Source organism: Microbacterium sp. W4I20 (assembly GCF_030816505.1).
In the GTDB taxonomy this organism is placed as follows: domain Bacteria; phylum Actinomycetota; class Actinomycetes; order Actinomycetales; family Microbacteriaceae; genus Microbacterium.
The window spans coordinates 616,006-632,220 of the sequence record NZ_JAUSYB010000001.1; the positions used below are offsets into that span (position 1 = coordinate 616,006).

At 67.8% G+C, this 16,215-nt stretch carries 18 protein-coding genes; 6 read left to right on the forward strand and 12 right to left on the reverse strand.

Annotated features, from left to right (window positions below; genetic code table 11):
* Positions 1–14: 14 nt before the first annotated feature.
* A complete protein-coding gene (locus tag QFZ21_RS03045) occupies positions 15–461 on the reverse strand; it encodes a pyrimidine dimer DNA glycosylase/endonuclease V (protein ID WP_307374301.1) in 447 nt (148 codons plus the stop codon).
* Positions 458–1,195, reverse strand: coding sequence for a class I SAM-dependent methyltransferase (locus tag QFZ21_RS03050; protein ID WP_307374303.1), 738 nt, complete (start codon positions 1,193–1,195; stop codon positions 458–460). The genes QFZ21_RS03045 and QFZ21_RS03050 overlap by 4 nt, the downstream gene beginning before the upstream one ends.
* Positions 1,196–1,265: 70 nt before the next feature.
* On the opposite strand from QFZ21_RS03050, the gene QFZ21_RS03055 reads away from it, so the two are divergent.
* A complete protein-coding gene (locus QFZ21_RS03055; RefSeq protein ID WP_307374305.1) occupies positions 1,266–1,859 on the forward strand; it encodes a histidine phosphatase family protein in 594 nt (197 codons plus the stop codon).
* Positions 1,860–1,869: 10 nt separating this feature from the next.
* Here QFZ21_RS03055 and trmD read toward each other — a convergent pair whose 3' ends face one another.
* The 4 genes from trmD to rpsP are packed head-to-tail and all read right to left on the reverse strand — an operon-like array spanning position 1,870 to position 3,920.
* Positions 1,870–2,586 carry a tRNA (guanosine(37)-N1)-methyltransferase TrmD gene (gene trmD, locus QFZ21_RS03060; protein ID WP_307374307.1) on the reverse strand — a complete coding sequence of 239 codons (717 nt, stop codon included), beginning with the start codon at positions 2,584–2,586 and terminating at the stop codon, positions 1,870–1,872.
* Between the two features lie 19 nt (positions 2,587–2,605).
* Positions 2,606–3,259: a ribosome maturation factor RimM gene (rimM, locus tag QFZ21_RS03065; RefSeq protein WP_307374310.1), complete on the reverse strand. Its 654-nt coding sequence runs from the start codon at positions 3,257–3,259 to the stop codon at positions 2,606–2,608.
* Entirely contained in the window at positions 3,252–3,482 is a 231-nt protein-coding gene (locus tag QFZ21_RS03070) for an RNA-binding protein (protein WP_183152609.1), read from the reverse strand. The genes rimM and QFZ21_RS03070 overlap by 8 nt, the downstream gene beginning before the upstream one ends.
* Before the next feature lie 6 nt (positions 3,483–3,488).
* The gene (gene rpsP / locus QFZ21_RS03075) at positions 3,489–3,920 is read right to left on the reverse strand and encodes a 30S ribosomal protein S16 (protein ID WP_307374313.1); all 432 of its coding nucleotides are present in this window, start codon (positions 3,918–3,920) and stop codon (positions 3,489–3,491) included.
* Between the two features lie 185 nt (positions 3,921–4,105).
* On the opposite strand from rpsP, the gene QFZ21_RS03080 reads away from it, so the two are divergent.
* On the forward strand, positions 4,106–5,278 hold the full coding sequence (locus QFZ21_RS03080; protein WP_373425991.1) for a glutamate--cysteine ligase: 1,173 nt from the start codon (positions 4,106–4,108) through the stop codon (positions 5,276–5,278).
* 22 nt (positions 5,279–5,300) lie between these two features.
* Here the strand turns inward: QFZ21_RS03080 and QFZ21_RS03085 are convergent, their stop codons facing one another.
* A complete protein-coding gene (locus QFZ21_RS03085; RefSeq protein WP_307374316.1) occupies positions 5,301–6,272 on the reverse strand; it encodes a sugar-binding transcriptional regulator in 972 nt (323 codons plus the stop codon).
* 102 nt (positions 6,273–6,374) lie between these two features.
* On the opposite strand from QFZ21_RS03085, the gene QFZ21_RS03090 reads away from it, so the two are divergent.
* The 3 genes from QFZ21_RS03090 (at position 6,375) to glpK (ending at position 10,491) form a co-directional block, all read left to right on the forward strand.
* Positions 6,375–8,084 (forward strand): glycerol-3-phosphate dehydrogenase/oxidase, encoded by a 1,710-nt coding sequence (locus tag QFZ21_RS03090; protein WP_307374317.1) that lies wholly within the window; start codon positions 6,375–6,377, stop codon positions 8,082–8,084.
* A gap of 92 nt (positions 8,085–8,176) precedes the next feature.
* The gene (locus QFZ21_RS03095) at positions 8,177–8,932 is read left to right on the forward strand and encodes an MIP/aquaporin family protein (protein ID WP_307374318.1); all 756 of its coding nucleotides are present in this window, start codon (positions 8,177–8,179) and stop codon (positions 8,930–8,932) included.
* Between the two features lie 44 nt (positions 8,933–8,976).
* Entirely contained in the window at positions 8,977–10,491 is a 1,515-nt protein-coding gene (gene glpK, locus QFZ21_RS03100) for a glycerol kinase GlpK (RefSeq protein ID WP_307374320.1), read from the forward strand.
* Between the two features lie 66 nt (positions 10,492–10,557).
* Here glpK and QFZ21_RS03105 read toward each other — a convergent pair whose 3' ends face one another.
* Positions 10,558–11,475: a hypothetical protein gene (locus QFZ21_RS03105; protein WP_307374322.1), complete on the reverse strand. Its 918-nt coding sequence runs from the start codon at positions 11,473–11,475 to the stop codon at positions 10,558–10,560.
* Positions 11,476–11,597: 122 nt separating this feature from the next.
* Complete coding sequence (locus tag QFZ21_RS03110; protein WP_307374323.1) at positions 11,598–12,479, reverse strand: LysR substrate-binding domain-containing protein; 882 nt, start codon at positions 12,477–12,479, stop codon at positions 11,598–11,600.
* A gap of 78 nt (positions 12,480–12,557) precedes the next feature.
* Here QFZ21_RS03110 and QFZ21_RS03115 point away from each other — a divergent pair, with 78 nt between their 5' ends.
* Positions 12,558–13,472, forward strand: a complete 915-nt coding sequence (locus tag QFZ21_RS03115; protein ID WP_307374326.1) for an EamA family transporter — start codon at positions 12,558–12,560, stop codon at positions 13,470–13,472.
* A gap of 7 nt (positions 13,473–13,479) precedes the next feature.
* Here QFZ21_RS03115 and ffh read toward each other — a convergent pair whose 3' ends face one another.
* From ffh to QFZ21_RS03130, 3 genes are read right to left on the reverse strand one after another with little or no spacing between them, the layout of a single operon-like run.
* A complete protein-coding gene (ffh, locus tag QFZ21_RS03120; RefSeq protein WP_307374328.1) occupies positions 13,480–15,039 on the reverse strand; it encodes a signal recognition particle protein in 1,560 nt (519 codons plus the stop codon).
* 13 nt (positions 15,040–15,052) lie between these two features.
* Positions 15,053–15,553, reverse strand: coding sequence for an RNA polymerase sigma factor (locus QFZ21_RS03125; protein WP_307374329.1), 501 nt, complete (start codon positions 15,551–15,553; stop codon positions 15,053–15,055).
* Positions 15,550–16,212 carry a hypothetical protein gene (locus tag QFZ21_RS03130; protein WP_307374331.1) on the reverse strand — a complete coding sequence of 221 codons (663 nt, stop codon included), beginning with the start codon at positions 16,210–16,212 and terminating at the stop codon, positions 15,550–15,552. Before QFZ21_RS03130 ends, QFZ21_RS03125 begins: the two co-directional genes overlap by 4 nt.
* Between the last annotated feature and the right edge of the window lie 3 nt (positions 16,213–16,215).

Here is a 16,215-nt window from a genome sequence, read left to right on the forward strand (position 1 = left end):
GTCGTCGACCCTCGTCACGCCGGAGGAAGCACCCGCTCCCAGGGGGCGACCGGGCCCTCCGACACGACGAACAGCGGATGCGGCGCGGGCACGGTCACGTCTCGCCACCTGTCGAGCACGTCAGGACTGCGCGCCGAGAGCTTACTGCGCAGATGCTGCCACTCCAGGGCCAGCTGCCCCGTCGTGACCGCGAGCCTGTCGTCTGTGACCGATCCCGGCCGGTCGATGCGCGACCGGTCGAACCGGTAGCCCCGTGCGTCCGCTTCATCCGCGAGCGACGAGAGATACCCGGCGATCAGTGTTCGCGGCTCGGCGACCGCGCGAAAGCGTTCGAGCTGGGGATGCGCGACGTAGCCGCGCGTCCGCCCCGCCAGCACGGCCTGCGCGAGCAGCGCTTCCCGCCAGCCCGCAATCAGCCCCTGCCGGTCGAGGTACCGCGGGTGCAGCGACCAGATCCTCATACCCGACGGTAGACGAACACTTCGGTCACGTGGTCGAGCTCGAAGTCCGTCCTGCCCCGAGTCTCGGGGGACGTGTCGAGGACATCATCGATCGCCGCGCGCATGGCGGATCGCCGCGGCTGATCCGCGGCCAGGAAGCTGCTGACGGTGGACCAGCGCTGCACGTAGTGCTCCCGAGAGATCCATTCGGTCCACGCCACCTCGTCATGACGGACGAACTCGAATCCGGGGAGCTCCTCCGCAGCGCTCTCGACGGTGGCGTCGGTCGCGTCCACCGCGGGATGCGCGATCCGCTGGCAGGCCATGTCCCAGGCGCAGGCGGGGTTCGCGCGATTCCAGATCAGGCCGAGCGCGCCACCGGGCACCAGCACCCGTGCGATCTCGGCGCACGCCGGTTCGCGGTCGAACCAATGGAACGCCTGCGCCACTGTCACCACGTCGACGGACGCCTCCTCGACGGAGATGTTCTCGGCCGTGCCCGCGACTGCCTCGACCGAGGGGAGGTTCGCTCGGAGCACCGTCAGCATGGGCACGGAGGGCTCCACGGCGATCACGCGGTCCGCGCGTCGGAGAAGGAGTCGTGTGAACTTTCCGGTGCCCGCCCCGAGGTCCAGGGCACGCCCCACGACTTCGGGAACGATGATCTCCGCAGCAGCCGAGGGAAAGCCCGGCCGGTAGAGGTCATAGTCCTCTCCGATGCTCTCGAACGAGCGTGCGAGTGCGTGATCGACCATCATCCGACGCTATCAGCGCGGCAAGAAGCCCGACGCACGGTTCCGCCATGTCCTGTGCCATTCTGAGTCCATGATCCCGCAGGACCGTCACGTCCCGGAGCGCCTGCTCCTGGTGCGGCACGGCCAGACGACCTGGAATCTCCAGCGCCGGCTCCAGGGACAGCTGGACTCCCCCCTGACCGATGACGGGATCGCCCAGGCGAACGCCATGGCTGCCCGCCTCGCACAGATCGGCATCGGCACGATCTGCTCCAGCCCGCTGGGCAGAGCTCTCCACACGGCCGAGATCATCGCCGGTCGTATCGGCGTCGACGTCATCGAGGTGCCCGAGTTGGCTGAACTCCATCACGGAGATCTCGCGGGCATGACCTGGGACGAGATCGACCAGAAGCACCCCGGAGCACGGGAGGAGCGCGCGGCCAACCGCTGGGGATGGTCGTTCCCCGGCGGCGAGAGCTATGCGCAGGCGCGTGCGCGCGCCCGCAAGGCGCTGAGCAGTTGCGGCTGGGCGTCAGCCGGACTGCCCCTGCTGGTGAGCCACGAGATGATCGGACGGATGCTGCGCGCCGAGCTGCGGGGACTGGATGCTGCCGGCGCGCTGTCGCTCCGGCATCCGCACGGCGTCGTGTTCGAGATCGAGCGGGGCGCGGAGCGGATGCTCTGACGCGCGGGTCCTACGGCTCGACGCGGTCGTCCGGCAGCAGATCCGGCCGACGGCGGCGGGTGCGCTCGAGCTGCTGATCGCGGCGCCACGCGGCGATGACCGCATGGTTCCCGCTGAGGAGTACGTCGGGGACCGTGCGATCCCGCCAGCTCGATGGCTTCGTGTAGGACGGGTACTCGAGGAGCCCGTCCTCGTGCGACTCCTCCACGAGACTCTCGGGATTGCCGACGACTCCGGGGATCAGCCGTCCGATGGCCTCGATCATCGCCATCGTGGCGACCTCTCCCCCGTTGAGCACGTAATCGCCGAGGCTGATCAGGCGCACTTCACCGAGGTCGGCGGCGTACTCGAACACGCGCTCGTCGATGCCTTCGTAGCGTCCGCATCCGAAGATCAGGTGATCGCGCATCGAGAACTGACGGGCGGTCGCCTGGGTGAAGACCTCCCCGGCGGGCGACGGGAAGATGATGGTGGGACGCACGGAATCCGCCTCCGAGGATGGCGCAGCGAGCTCGTCGAGAGCCAGTCCCCAAGGTTCCGGCTTCATGACCATGCCGGCGCCGCCGCCGTATGGAGTGTCATCGACGGTGCGGTGGCGGTCCGAGGTCCAGTCGCGGAGGTCCCGCACGTTCAGCTCGAGGAGGCCCGCATCACGCGCCTTGCCGAGCAACGAGAGCGTCAGTCCGTCGAAGTACGACGGGAAGATGGAGAGGACGTCGATGCGCACGGAGGAACCGTATCAGCGGTCACTCGGACGCGGCGGCGTCCGACGCGTCCTCGGAATCCGAAGCCGTCTCGGCATCCGAAGCGGTCTCCGCATCCGCCGCTTCAGGAAGCTCCTCGAAGAGCCCGGCCGGCGGGGTCACGATGACGCGGCCACTGGCGACATCGACGGTCGGCACGATGGCCGACACGAACGGCACCATGACCTCGGACCCGGCCGCTGAGCCCGAAGCAGTGTTCACGATGAGAAGGTCCTGGGCAGGGAAGTGCTCCACGCGCGCGACACGACCGATGACGACGTCGTCACGCACGACATCGAGTCCGACGAGCTGATGGTCGAACCAGGCGTCGTCTTCGACCTCGTCGTCGTCCTGGTCGATCCACAGGATCGCCTTGACGAGGGTCTCGGCCGCCTCGCGATCATCGACGTCGTCGAAGAACACCACCGGGTTGCCGTTCATCACGCGGTATTCGCGGACCTTGACGTCCTTGCCGTGCCACGGAGATGCCTCCGGCACCTGCAACGTGAACTCGGCCCCGGGGACGAAGCGCCCGGCCGGGTTGTCGGTGTACAGCTCCAGCTTCAGCGCACCCTTGAGGCCATGGGCCTTGACGAGGCGCCCCACTCGAAGCTGGTTCTTGCCCTGATTCCGGTCTTTCGGCACCACGTCAGTCATCCGCGACATCGACGCGGACCCGACGACCGTCGGCCAGAGCGCTGATGAGGGTGCGAAGGGCCTTCGCGGTGCGGCCGCCGCGCCCGATCACGCGTCCACGGTCGTCGGGGTGCACGCGCACCTCGAGGAGATCGCCTCGCGGCGATGTGGATTCGTTGATGCGGACATCCTCCGGGTGATCGACGATCCCCTTGACGATGTGTTCGAGCGCGGCGGCGAGCACGACGGATTACTCTGCGTCGGCGGCGGGAGCCTCAGCGGCCTCCGCGTCGGCGGCGGGAGCGGCCTCGGCGGGAGCCTCGGCCTTCTTCTCGACCTTGGGCTTCACGACGGACTTCTTGGAAGCGTCGATCTCGAAGGGAGCCTTGGGCTCCTTGACCTTGAGGGTGGACTTCGCGTCCTTGTCGCCCTTGAAGATTCCCCAGTCGCCCGTGATCTTGAGGATGGCGGCGACCTGCTCGGTCGGCTGCGCACCGACGGAGAGCCAGTACTGCGCGCGTGCGGAGTCGACCTCGATGAACGAGGGCTCCTCGGTGGGGTGGTACTTGCCGATCTCCTCGATCACGCGACCGTCGCGCTTGGTCTTCGAGTCGGCGACGACGATGCGGTAGTACGGCGCACGGATCTTGCCCAGGCGCTTGAGACGAATCTTTACAGCCACGATTCTCCTGAATTGTGTGGAAGGAAGGAACTGATCGCCTGGAGAGTGGGGTGCACACCCGGCGGAAGCTCTGATGAGGGAGGACGTGTGCTGGATAGAGGGTCGAGCACGTCGTCCGACCTTCTATTCTGCCAGATGCACAGCCCAGGCGCGAAACGCGGCGAAACGGCGGGTGCCGTGTCGTGATGCCCGCGTGTCAGACTGTGCTCGTGAAGCTCGAATTCGCCTCCTCGGCCCGCTCCACCGTCGGCATCGAGTGGGAGATCATGCTCGCGGATCCCGCGACCGGTGATCTCGTCGGACGTGCCCCCGAGCTGCTGGATGCGCTGGAGGCCGAGAGCGAGAGCGAACGCCATACGGTCACGGGTGAGCTGCTCACGAACACGATCGAGGTGACGAGCGGGATCGGCGACTCGGTCGCTCACGCCATCGATGACATCGCCAACGCGATCGCGGCCGTGCGCACGGCCACCGATCCGGCCGGGATCGAACTGCTGTCCGCGGGGAGCCACCCGTTCGCGCAGTGGTACGACCAGCAGGTCACAGACAAGACCCGGTATCACAAGCTCATCGAGCGCACGCAGTGGTGGGGCCGGAACATGATGATCTGGGGCATCCACGTGCACATCGGCGTCGAGGACCAGCGCAAGGTCTTCCCCATCATCAACGCCCTCGCCGGTTTCCTCCCCCACCTGCAGTCGCTGTCGGCATCGAGTCCCTATTGGGCCGGCGAACGCACGGGGTACGCCTCGAACCGCGCGCTCGTGTTCCAGCAACTCCCCACGGCCGGGTTGCCGTGGCCCCTGAGCGAGTGGTCGGAGTACGAGTCGTACCTGGACGACATGGTGCGCACCGGCGTCATGGCCGACGCGACAGAGGTGCGCTGGGACATCCGCCCGGCGCCGCGTTGGGGAACCATCGAGGTGCGCGCCTGCGACGGCATGTCGACGCTCCCGGAGCTCGCCGCCGTCACCGCGCTCACGCAGGTGCTCGTCGAGCACTTCTCGCGCCAGCTCGACGAGGGGCGCACGCTGCCCGAGATGCCGGCGTGGTTCCACCGGGAGAACAAGTGGCGCGCGGCGCGCTATGGCCTGGATGCACGAGTGATCGTGGATGCGGACGGCACGCAGCGCCCGGTGCGCGAGCACCTGGCCGAGACACTCGAGGAGCTGGCGCCCGTCGCCGTCGAGCTCGGGTGCTTGCGCGAATTCACCAGCAACGCCACGACGCTCGAGAACGGCGCCAGTTACGAGCGGCAGCTCGTCATCGCCAACGCGACGGGTGGCGATCTCGGTGCCGTCGTACAGCACCTGATCCGGGAGTTCCGGTCCGGCCCCGAGTCCTCGATCGAGGAGTAGCCCGGCCGACGGGCCGCGGGTCTCAGTCCTCCACGAGGCGACGCGCGAGTCCTTCGTCGAGCACCACGTCGGTGATCAGTTCGGCGGCGATCGCCGCCCGCAGGCTGATCAGCTTCGGAATACCGGACACCACGCAGACCCGCCGCGGCACTCGGCGCAGCCGATCGAGCCCGGGCCCGGTGGCTCTGGCGTTGACCCGGATGTCCCGCCACGATCCATCCGCCCGGAAGAACACGGTCGCGACGTCGCCGATGGCGTGGTCCTCGCGGAGGCTTCGGTAGTCCTCGCGCCCGAGGTAGCCGCCGACGTAGACCCGGCTCGGGACCTCGGCGGCCGGTGATCCCAGGCTGAACACCGCGATGTCCATCTTGGCCTGCAGGTCCAGCACCCGGCGGGTGCTGCGCTCGCGCCACATCGCCTCGCGCGTCGCGGGATCGTCGAAGAACGCCGGCACCGGGAACTGCTGCACCTGCGCGCCGAAGGCGCTGCCGAAGCGCTGCAGGATGTCGCTGGAGTACTCCACGCCGCTGGTCTGGGTGTTCCCCGCACCGTTGAGCTGCACGAATGTGGTGTTGTGGGTCTCCTTCTGGGTCAGCCCCCGACTGACGGCACTGATCGTCGAGCCCCAGGCGACCCCGATGATCATGTTCGAGTCGACGAACTGCGACAGCAACCGTCCGGCCGTGAGGGCGACCCGTTCCAGTCGCTCGACCTCGCTGACGATCTCGGGCATCGGCACCACATGGGCGGCGACGTGGTGTCGGTCACGGATGCGCTGCTCCAGCATCCCGAGTCGCTCGAGAGGCGAATTGATGCGGATGTCGACCAGGCCGCTCTCCCTCGCGAAGCTCAGCAGACGCGAGACGGAGGAACGAGACGTGCGCAGTTCCTGTGCGATGACCTCCATGGTCTTGTCCTGCATGTAGTAGAGCTGCGCGGCGGTGAGCGCGGCGATCAGCTTCTCGTCGCGAGATTGCGCTCCGGGAGCGGCCATTCGATCCTCCTTGCTCTCGATCCTTGCACATATGTGCAGTGGACTTGCGCACCGTGGTCGTGCAGGTCGATGCTGGGGGCAAGCAAGGAAGAGAGCGCGAGAATGACCGATTCGACACACTCATCAGCGGAGCGCACCGAGGTTCGCGCGATCCGCGAATCCGGACGCACGAGCGTCCTCGTCATCGGCGGCGGGATCAACGGCATCTCGGCGTTCCGGGACCTCGCCCTGCAGGGCGTGGACGTACTGCTCGTCGAGCGCGGCGACTTCGCCTCGGGCGCATCGGCCGCGTCGAGCCACATGATCCACGGCGGCATCCGCTATCTGGAGAACGGCGAGTTCCGTCTCGTGCGCGAGTCCGTGCAGGAGCGCAACGGCCTGATCAAGATCGCGCCGCACTACGTCAAGCCGCTGCAGACGACGATCCCGATCTACTCGACGTTCTCGGGCATCCTCGCCGCTCCCCTGCGCTTCCTCACGCACAAGAGCGGCAAGCCCCAGGAGCGCGGGGCGTTCCTCATCAAGGTCGGGCTGACGATCTACGACACCTTCTCGCGCGACGGCGGCATGGTTCCGCGCCACCGCTTCCTCGGGCGCAAGCGCGCACTCGCCGAACTGCCGCACCTCGACCCGAACATCAAGTACACGGCGACCTACTACGACGCTTCGATGCACGACCCCGAGCGCCTGGCTCTGGACGTCCTCCAGGACGGCATCGCCGCCCACGCCGGCGCGCACGCCCTCAACTACGTCGAAGCCGTTGCCCGCGACGGTGCCAAGGTCGTGCTCCGTGACCGCGAGAGCGGCACCGAATTCGAGGTGCAGGCCGACGTCGTCGTCAACGCCTCCGGCCCGTGGACCGACCTGACCAACGACGCGCTCGGCCTCGACAGCCGCTACATGGGCGGCACCAAGGGCTCGCACATCGTCCTCGACCACCCCGAGCTCCTCGAGGCGACGCAGGGTCGGGAGATCTTCTTCGAGCACTCTGACGGTCGCATCGTGCTCATCTACCCGCTCAAGGGACGCGTCATGGTCGGCACGACCGACATCGACGCCGACCCGAGCGAGATCGCGGTCTGCACGGACGAGGAGGTCGACTACTTCTTCGACCTGGTCCATCACGTGTTCCCGAAGATCCCGGTATCGCGGGATCAGATCGTCTACAAGTTCTCCGGCATCCGCCCTTTGCCCCGCCATGAGGACACCGCTCCCGGCTTCGTGTCGCGCGACTACCGCATCGAGGTGGACGAGAAGGGCGCAGTGCCGCTGGTGAGCCTCGTCGGCGGCAAGTGGACGACCTTCCGGGCACTCGGCGAATCGGTCTCCGACGTCGTGCTCGGGCTGATCGACCGCACCAGGACCGTCTCGACGGCAGGCCGAGCCATCGGCGGCGGACGCGACTTCCCCCGCACCGAGAAGGCCAAGCGCATCTGGATCCAGGACAACCTCGCCGGAGCCGGTGACCGCGCCGAGCGCCTGATAGCCCGCTACGGCACGCGCGCCGCGCAGGTCTGGGAGTATGTCGAACAGGGTGACGACGCTCCCCTGGCCGGCGGTGACCTCTCCACCCGCGAGCTCGAGTGGATGGTGAAGCACGAGATGGTGGCCCGCCTGGAGGACATCGTCCTCCGCCGCACCAGCATCGCCTTCGTCGGAAACGCGGATGCCGATGTGCTCGACGAGATCGCCGACGCGCTGGCTCCGCTCCTGGGCTGGGATCGTGCGCGGCACGATGCTGAACTCGAGCAGACCCGTCTGCTGCTGAACGAACGACATGGACTCCACATCTCGTCCCGCGCCCGCGGCTGACGAGAACTCCGACCGCCGCCCTCCTCGCGGCGAAACTCCCTCACCGTGTCGGGGCAGAGGGGCCCTGACACTCAAGAAAGGTCAATGAAGACATGGCTGATGTGAATCTCGGTCTCTACTTCCTGTCGGAGTTGGTCGGCACAGCGATGCTGATCCTCCTCGGTTGTGGTGTGGTCGCCAACGTCGCTCTCGCGAAGAACAAGGGCTTCGCCGGCGGCTTCCTGATGGTCAACTGGGGATGGGGCCTCGCGGTCTTCGCCGGTGTGCTCGCCTCCGCGTACTCCGGTGCCATCCTCAACCCCGCTGTCGGCATCGGCCTGCTGGTCGCCGGCAAGATCTCGTTCGTGATGTTCCTGACGGCCACCGGTGCTGAACTGCTCGGCGCGATCATCGGTGCCGTCCTCACGTGGCTCGCCTACAAGCAGCACTTCGACGAGGAGCCGGAGGCCGCCAACAAGCTCGGCGTCTTCTCGACCGGTCCCGCGATCCGCTCGTACGGCTGGAACCTGGTCACCGAGATCATCGGCACGTTCGTGCTGGTGTTCGTGATCTTCGCGTTCGCGGACTACGGCGACATCGAGGTCGGCACGCCCGGAGGCCTCGGACCGCTCACCGCGCTCCCCGTCGCGCTGCTCGTCGTCGCGATCGGCGCCTCGCTCGGTGGACCGACCGGCTACGCCATCAACCCGGCCCGTGACCTCGGCCCGCGCATCGCCCACGCCATCCTGCCGATCAAGGGCAAGGGCTCCAGCGACTGGTCCTACTCGTGGGTCCCCGTCGTCGGTCCGCTCCTCGGTGGTGTGCTCGCCGCTCTCGCCGCTCCCGCGCTCCTCGGCCTCGCCGGCTGACCGACGCACAACGCAACCGCAAAGCTATTCAAAGGAGAAGCACAGTGGCTGACTACATCATCGCCATCGACCAGGGAACGACCTCGAGCCGCGCCATCATCTTCGACAAGAAGGGGAGCATCATCGAGTCGGGCCAGAAGGAGCACGAGCAGATCCTTCCGAAGGCCGGCTGGGTCGAGCACGATGCCGCCGAGATCTGGCGCAACGTGCAGGAGGTCATCGGGCTCGCGCTGAGCCGCGCCGACCTCACCCGTCACGACATCGCCGCGATCGGCATCACCAACCAGCGCGAGACCGCGGTGGTGTGGGACCGGACGACCGGCAAGCCGGTCTACAACGCGATCGTCTGGCAGGACACCCGCACGCAGGAGATCGTCGACCGTCTCGCGGCCGATGGCGGCGGAGACCGGTTCAAGGACATCGTCGGCCTTCCGCTGGCGACGTACTTCTCCGGCACCAAGATCGCCTGGATCCTCGAGAACGTCGACGGTGCCCGTGAGAAGGCGGAGGCGGGTGACCTCGCCTTCGGCACCACCGACAGCTGGGTGCTCTGGAACCTCACCGGCGGCGTGGACGGCGGTGTGCATGCGACCGATGTCACCAACGCCTCCCGGACCATGTTCATGGACCTCGAGACGCTCGAGTGGCGCGACGACATCCTCGAGGTGTTCGGCGTGCCGCGCTCGATGATGCCGGAGATCCGCTCCTCCTCCGAGGTGTACGGCAACGCGGAGGACTCCTCTCTGCTGCGTGAGACGCCGATCGCCGGCATCCTCGGCGACCAGCAGGCGGCGACCTTCGGCCAGGCGGCGTTCCAGACCGGTGAGAGCAAGAACACCTACGGCACGGGCTGCTTCCTGATCTTCAACACGGGCGAGGAGATCGTCCACTCGAAGAACGGGCTGCTCACCACCGTCGGCTACAAGCTCGGTGACGGTCCGACCCACTACGCGCTCGAGGGTTCGATCGCCGTCACGGGCTCGCTGATCCAGTGGCTCCGGGACCAGCTCGGCATCATCTCTTCGGCCCCCGAGGTCGAGAAGCTGGCCGAGCAGGTCGACGACAACGGCGGCGTGTACATCGTCCCGGCTTTCTCGGGACTCTTCGCTCCGTACTGGCGACCGGATGCTCGCGGCGCGATCGTCGGCCTCACCCGCTACGCGAACAAGAACCACATCGCTCGCGCGGCGCTCGAGGCCGTGGCGTTCCAGACGCGCGACGTGCTCGACGCGGTCAACGCGGATGCCGGAGTCGACCTCACCGAGCTGAAGGTCGACGGCGGCATGGTCGCGAACGATGCACTCATGCAGTTCCAGGCCGATGTCCTGGGCGTCCCGGTGGTGCGTCCGGTCGTCGCCGAGACCACGGCGCTGGGTGCGGCGTACGCCGCCGGCCTCGCGGTGGGCTTCTGGAACGGCCTGGATGACCTCTCTGCCAACTGGCAGGAGGACAAGCGCTGGGAGCCGTTGATGGAGGCCGGTGAGCGCGACCGTCAGCTGCGCCTGTGGCGCAAGGCCGTCACCAAGTCGATGGACTGGGTCGACGAGGACGTGAACTGATCACACGCGATCATCGAGGCGGGCTCGGAGGTAATCCCTCCGGGCCCGCCTTTTCCGTGCGCGAAATCAGAAGCCGTTGATCGTCGCGAAGAAGGCGCCGGTTCCGTCGACCGTCACCGATCCGTCTTCGCGGGTGGTCGTGACCTGCTCGTATCCCGCTGCACTCCAGTAGTACACGTTCGCCGAGATCTCGCCGACGCCGTCCGAGAAGGCCATCTGAGCGAACTGAGCTATCCCGTGCACCACCTGGAGCGCACTCGGGCCCTCCACGACGTGGAACGCCAGATGGTGACGCGAAGGCACGGCGAAGAGCACGCCATACGGCGCGGAAGGCACACCCACGCGAGCGAGCAGCGCCGGGATGTCGAGGGCACGACTCGCCGTGAACATCGACTCCGTCGCGATGAGGTGGAACGGACCGCTTCCGGCATCCAGTGTCTGCATCTCCGCGAGAGGCTCGGCGGAGACCGCGGCGATCGCCGCCGGCCACAGGCGGTCCGCGTCGAAGCGGCTGACGATCGCATCCGGGACGGTGGACACGGTCTCGGGATAGTCCAGCATCAGGATCGCCTCGAGGTCGTTCACGATCGCGCGACGGTAGGTGAACTGGGCACGGTGGCTCTCGGGCAGGTAGGTGCTCGGGATGAGGCGGGCCTTCACGAGCGACAGGATCTCGTCATCGGAGAGCTCGTCGTCCGTGGGCTCCGACCTGCGGCTGAACAAGCCGGAGATGTGACGCTCGACGACCTGCGGCCAGTTCTGTTCCGGCTCGAGCTTCACCGCACGGGAGAGGTTGTACAACCCGAACTGGCCGCCGGAGGAGCTCTCCGCATAGTCCCCGTGCACCGTGACCGTGCCCTCCGCAGCGGGCCAGAGCTCGGCGAAGAGTCGGCGGAGTAGAGCAGCCTGTTCCTTCGTCAGGTCGTCGAGATCGGGATCGACTTCGGCAGCCGACTTCTTCTTCCCGAAGTTGAGGAATCCCACTCGTCACTCTCTCTCAGCGATCGTCGGCGGGAGGATCTCTCCGGCTCGAACTCGCAGCCGTTCACGCTACCGGACGCCATCGCGGAGATCCGTAGTGACGCAGAATACCGGCGAGCATGCGGTCAGAGGCGCTCGTGGTTCGCGAGAATCGCGAGGAACGCCCGGGCGACGCTGCGTGGCGCAGCCACATCCCATGCCACGTACTCGACCCTTTTCGGGCCGTCCCGCACCTCGACGGCGACCACATCGACTCCCGACCGCACGATGACTCCGGGAGCCAGCAGTGCGATCGCGAGGCCGGCGGCCACCAGACCGAGCATCAGCTCGGCGGAATCCGCCTCGAAGACCACGTCGCGTTCGATACCGGCTGCGGTGAACGCCGCGTCGCTCTGTGCGCGACCCGACGTCGAGGCGGGGAAGTCCGCGAACGTCATGCCCGCCAGGTCGCGAAGATCGACGGATGCCGATGCCGCGAGGTCGTGGCCAGGCGGGAGGACCGCGACCAGACGATCGGACGAGAGCACCCGCGAGGCGACGCCGCTCGGAGCCTGGCCCTCTCGGAGCCCGAGGAGCACCACGTCGAGATCGCCATCGCGGACCGCCGCCGTCAACGAGTCACTGTTGCCCACCCGCAGTTCCACACGAGCCGACGGATGCGCCGCGCGGTACGCGACGAGCAGCGCGGGCAGGCCGACGGCGGTGACCGTCGGGATGACTCCGAGGCGCAGAGTTCCGACGACGTCCCCGGCGACGGCCGCCGCATCCTCCTTCGCCTGCTCTGCGGCGAGCAGCGCCGCTCGCGCGTGAGGAACGAACGCCTCCCCGGCCTCGGTGAGGCGCACTCTGCGACTCGATCGTACGAAGAGCCGCTGCCCGAGTTCGCGTTCGAGCGCGGCGATCTGATGACTCAGAGCCGACTGGGTGACGAAACAGCGCTCCGCAGCGCGAGTGAAGCTCGACGTCGCGGCGACCTCGACGACATACCTCAGCTGCTGCAACTCCATCCGACCATGATCCCGCTTCATGCTTTGCGTGACAAGCATGCGTTGGACTCATCGAAGTTGTCAGAGGAGCCTGGAAGCATGAACCGAGTCACCATCCTCCTGCTGACGGCACTGGCCCCGATCGCCTGGGGAACGACGTACCTCGTCACGACCGAGCTCCTCCCCCTCGGGCATCCGCTGTTCGCGGGACTGCTCCGTTCTCTGCCCGCCGGCCTGCTCGCCATCGCGGTCAGCCGCCGACTCCCTCGAGGCACCTGGTGGTGGAAGGCGTTCGCGCTCGGCGGGCTCAACATCGGAGCCTTCTTCCCGCTCCTGTTCCTCGCGGCAGAGCGGCTCCCCGGCGGCGTCGCGGCGGCGGTCGCGGGCGCGCAGCCGCTCATCGTGCTGGTGCTCGGCTCACTCGTGCTGCAGGAGAGGATCCGGCCGGCCACCGCGGCGGCGGCGGTCGCAGGCGCTGGTGGAGTCGCGCTCGTCGTGCTCGGACCGGCGGCGTCGCTGGACCTCTGGGGAATCCTGGCGGCGCTCGGGGGCGTCACCGCCACCGGCGTGGGCATGATCCTGACCAAGCGCTGGGGCCGCCCGTCCGGCGTCGGCCCGATCGCCTACGCCGGGTGGCAGCTGGCCGCGGGCGGACTCCTCCTGCTGCCGGTGACGTTGCTGGTCGAGGGCGTGCCCGCCACGATCGACGGCGGCGCGGCGCTCGGGTATCTCTGGCTCGGGACCGCCGGCGGAATCGTGGCGTACACACTGTGGTTCCGCGGCATCCAGCAGCTGCCCGTCATCGCTCCCGGACTGCTCGCGCTGCTCTCCCCCATCGTCGCGACGATCCTGGGCGCGCTGATCGCCGGAGAAGCGTTCACGGCCGTGCAGGTGATCGGCTTCACGATCGCCCTCGGCGCGCTTGTCTCCGGTCAGATCTTCGCCCGCAGGGGGCGGATGACCAGCCCTGCGGCAGAGCCCACCGCGGCGCCCGCTCTCGCGGCGCCGCGCTGACCGCGGATCAGCTCTTGCCGAAGAGCTTCTGGATCTCGGCGAGGTCAGCCTCGCTCGGCTGCTGAGGTGCTCCACCGCCCAGGCCGAAGCCGGAGCCGGTCGGAGCCGAAGTCGATGCGACACCGGCGTTCTCGGCAGCGCGCTTCGCGGGGTTGCCCGAGCGGGATCCGCCGGACGACTTGCCCTTCTTGCCGCGCTTCGACGAGGCGCCAGGGCGACCCATGCCGGGAACCGCACCCATCCCGGGGATGTTCGGGGTGCCGCCTCGCGCGACGGTCTTCATCATCTTGGCCGCCTGCTCGAACCTCTGCACGAGCTGGTTGACGTCGGTGACGGTCATGCCGGAGCCGCGCGCGATGCGCAGGCGGCGCGAACCGTTGAGCACCTTCGGGTTGCGACGCTCGCCGGGCGTCATCGAACGGATGATGGCCTCGGTGCGGTCGATCTCGCGCTCGTCGAAGTCCTCGAGCTGCTGCTTCATCTGGCCCATACCCGGGAGCATCCCGAGCATCTTCTTCATCGAGCCCATCTTCTTCATCTGCTGCAGCTGCTCGAGGAAGTCCTCCAGCGTGAAGGCCTCGGTCGCAAGCTTCTCGGCCATCTTCATGGCCTCTTCCTCATCGAAGGCCTGCTGGGCCTGTTCGATGAGGGTCAGGATGTCGCCGAGGTCGAGGATGCGACTCGCCATGCGGTCGGGGTAGAACGGCTCGAGGTCTTCGAGACGCTCACCCGTCGAGGCGAAGATAATCGGCCGACCGGTCACGGATGCGACGGACAGCGCCGCACCACCGCGCGCATCGCCGTCGAGCTTCGAGAGCACGACGCCGGTGAAGTCGACGCCCTCCTGGAAGGCCTTGGCCGTGTTGACGGCGTCCTGACCGATCATCGCGTCGATGACGAACAGCACCTCGTCGGGGTCGACGGCCTTGCGGATGTCGGCGGCCTGCTTCATCAGCTCGGCATCGACGCCGAGGCGACCGGCGGTGTCGATGATGACGACGTCGTGCTGGTGCCGGCGGGCGTGCTCGACGCCGTCACGCGAGACCTTCACCGGGTCGCCGACGCCGTTGCCCGGCTCGGGCGCGTAGACGGTGGCACCGGCCTGCTGGGCAACCACCTGAAGCTGGTTGACGGCGTTGGGGCGCTGCAGGTCGGCGGCGACCAGAAGGGGCGTGTGCCCCTCGCCCTCGAGCTGCTTGGCGAGCTTGCCCGCGAAGGTGGTCTTACCCGAACCTTGGAGGCCGGCGAGCATGATGACGGTGGGCGCGGTCTTGGCGAACTGCAGACGGCGCTGCTCGCCGCCGAGGATCTGCACGAGCTCCTCGTTGACGATCTGCACGACCTGCTGCGCCGGGTTGAGCGCCTTGCTGACCTCATCGCCGAGCGCGCGCTCGCGCACCTTCGCCGTGAAGTCCTTCACCACGACGAGTGCGACGTCGGCGTCGAGCAGCGCGCGACGGATCTCGCGCACGGTGCCGTCGACGTCAGCCGCGGTGAGCTTGCCCTTCGTGCGAAGGTTGCGGAAGGTCTCGGTGAGCCGATCGGAGAGCGTGCCAAAGGTAGCCATGGTGCTGTCGATTCTACGCGAGCGGAGCCTCCACGCTCAGCGCGGCACGAAGCTCGCTCTTCGCCCGCTGATAGCGACCGCGCACCGTGGATGACGGAATGCCGAGGAGCTCGGCCGCGTCCGTGAGCGAGAACCCATCCCAGTGCACCAGGCGCACGACTTCCGCGAGGTCGGGATCGAGCCGCTCGATCGCGTCGCGCACCTCTGCACCGGCATCCGAGGGTGGAGCGGTGGTCTCGCCCTGCACATGGAGTCGGATGCGATCGGCCAGGGCCCAGCGTCGCCGGGCGCCCCGCGCGTGGTTCTGCAGGGTTCCGCGAGCGATGCCGAACAGCCACATCCGCGCACGCTCTGGCTCGTCCGGGAGGTCACGACCCCGGCGCCAGGCGGTGACCATGGTCTCGCCGAGGAGGTCGGGCGCGTCGTCAGGACCGACGCGTCGGGCGAGGTAGTTCAGGATGTCGGCGCTGCAGCTCTCGAGTGCTTTCGAGACCGGCTCGTCCGAACGCCTCACGGGGTGCCACCCTCGCCGCCCCAGTCCTCGCCCTCGCAGTGCACCTGGCTGTGGGCTTCGGCTCCTTCCAGGTCCCCCGCACCGCTGTCGTAGCCGTGCGCCTTGAGCTCCTCATACAGCGCCTGGCTGAGAGCGGCGTCGTGGGAGAACCAGGAGTTCAGGTCGGGCTGGCGCGGATCCAAGACCTCATCCACGGCTGCGGCCTGATCGGACTCGATCTGACGGAGATGATCGTCCACGAACGGAGCCGCTGCGGCCTCGACGTCGGTCGTTGCGAACCACCCGTCGATGATCCGATCGACGTCCGCCTGGATCAGTGGATTGTGCGTGTCCAGCTGGCTGAACCGGATCTCGCACTCGCCCCAGGTGGGCGATGTGTAGCTGTAGCTGCGATCGGGGTTCTCCAGTCCATCGCTCCAGAGCCAATCTCCGGAGGCCGTCGCCACGCCCGCGCCGCCCACGAGCAGGACCGCCAAAGCGCCGCTCAGGATCGCTGCGCGGCGTGCGCGCGGTTGCTTCGGTACTTCGGATCGAGCGGCGAGCACCATCGCCCGCACGTCATCGGCCGTGATCGTGGTCACGGCGGGTGCCGCAGCATCCAACAGGTCGTCCAGTTGATCCCTGATCATGAGTTCCTCCTCGGGGGTGGGTTCACTCATGAC

What these genes read in the sequence shown, in the direction of transcription:
- QFZ21_RS03095 (WP_307374318.1), top strand. Translation starts at nt 8,177, where the DNA reads ATGGCTGATGTGAATCTCGGTCTCTACTTCCTGTCGGAGTTGGTCGGC.
- QFZ21_RS03115 (WP_307374326.1), top strand. Translation starts at nt 12,558, where the DNA reads ATGAACCGAGTCACCATCCTCCTGCTGACGGCACTGGCCCCGATCGCC.
- QFZ21_RS03080 (WP_373425991.1), top strand. Translation starts at nt 4,106, where the DNA reads ATGCCCGCGTGTCAGACTGTGCTCGTGAAGCTCGAATTCGCCTCCTCG.
- QFZ21_RS03055 (WP_307374305.1), top strand. Translation starts at nt 1,266, where the DNA reads ATGATCCCGCAGGACCGTCACGTCCCGGAGCGCCTGCTCCTGGTGCGG.
- QFZ21_RS03110 (WP_307374323.1), bottom strand. Translation starts at nt 12,479, where the DNA reads ATGGAGTTGCAGCAGCTGAGGTATGTCGTCGAGGTCGCCGCGACGTCG.
- ffh (WP_307374328.1), bottom strand. Translation starts at nt 15,039, where the DNA reads ATGGCTACCTTTGGCACGCTCTCCGATCGGCTCACCGAGACCTTCCGC.
- QFZ21_RS03050 (WP_307374303.1), bottom strand. Translation starts at nt 1,195, where the DNA reads ATGGTCGATCACGCACTCGCACGCTCGTTCGAGAGCATCGGAGAGGAC.
- QFZ21_RS03090 (WP_307374317.1), top strand. Translation starts at nt 6,375, where the DNA reads ATGACCGATTCGACACACTCATCAGCGGAGCGCACCGAGGTTCGCGCG.
- rimM (WP_307374310.1), bottom strand. Translation starts at nt 3,259, where the DNA reads ATGACTGACGTGGTGCCGAAAGACCGGAATCAGGGCAAGAACCAGCTT.
- QFZ21_RS03130 (WP_307374331.1), bottom strand. Translation starts at nt 16,212, where the DNA reads ATGAGTGAACCCACCCCCGAGGAGGAACTCATGATCAGGGATCAACTG.
- QFZ21_RS03085 (WP_307374316.1), bottom strand. Translation starts at nt 6,272, where the DNA reads ATGGCCGCTCCCGGAGCGCAATCTCGCGACGAGAAGCTGATCGCCGCG.
- QFZ21_RS03045 (WP_307374301.1), bottom strand. Translation starts at nt 461, where the DNA reads ATGAGGATCTGGTCGCTGCACCCGCGGTACCTCGACCGGCAGGGGCTG.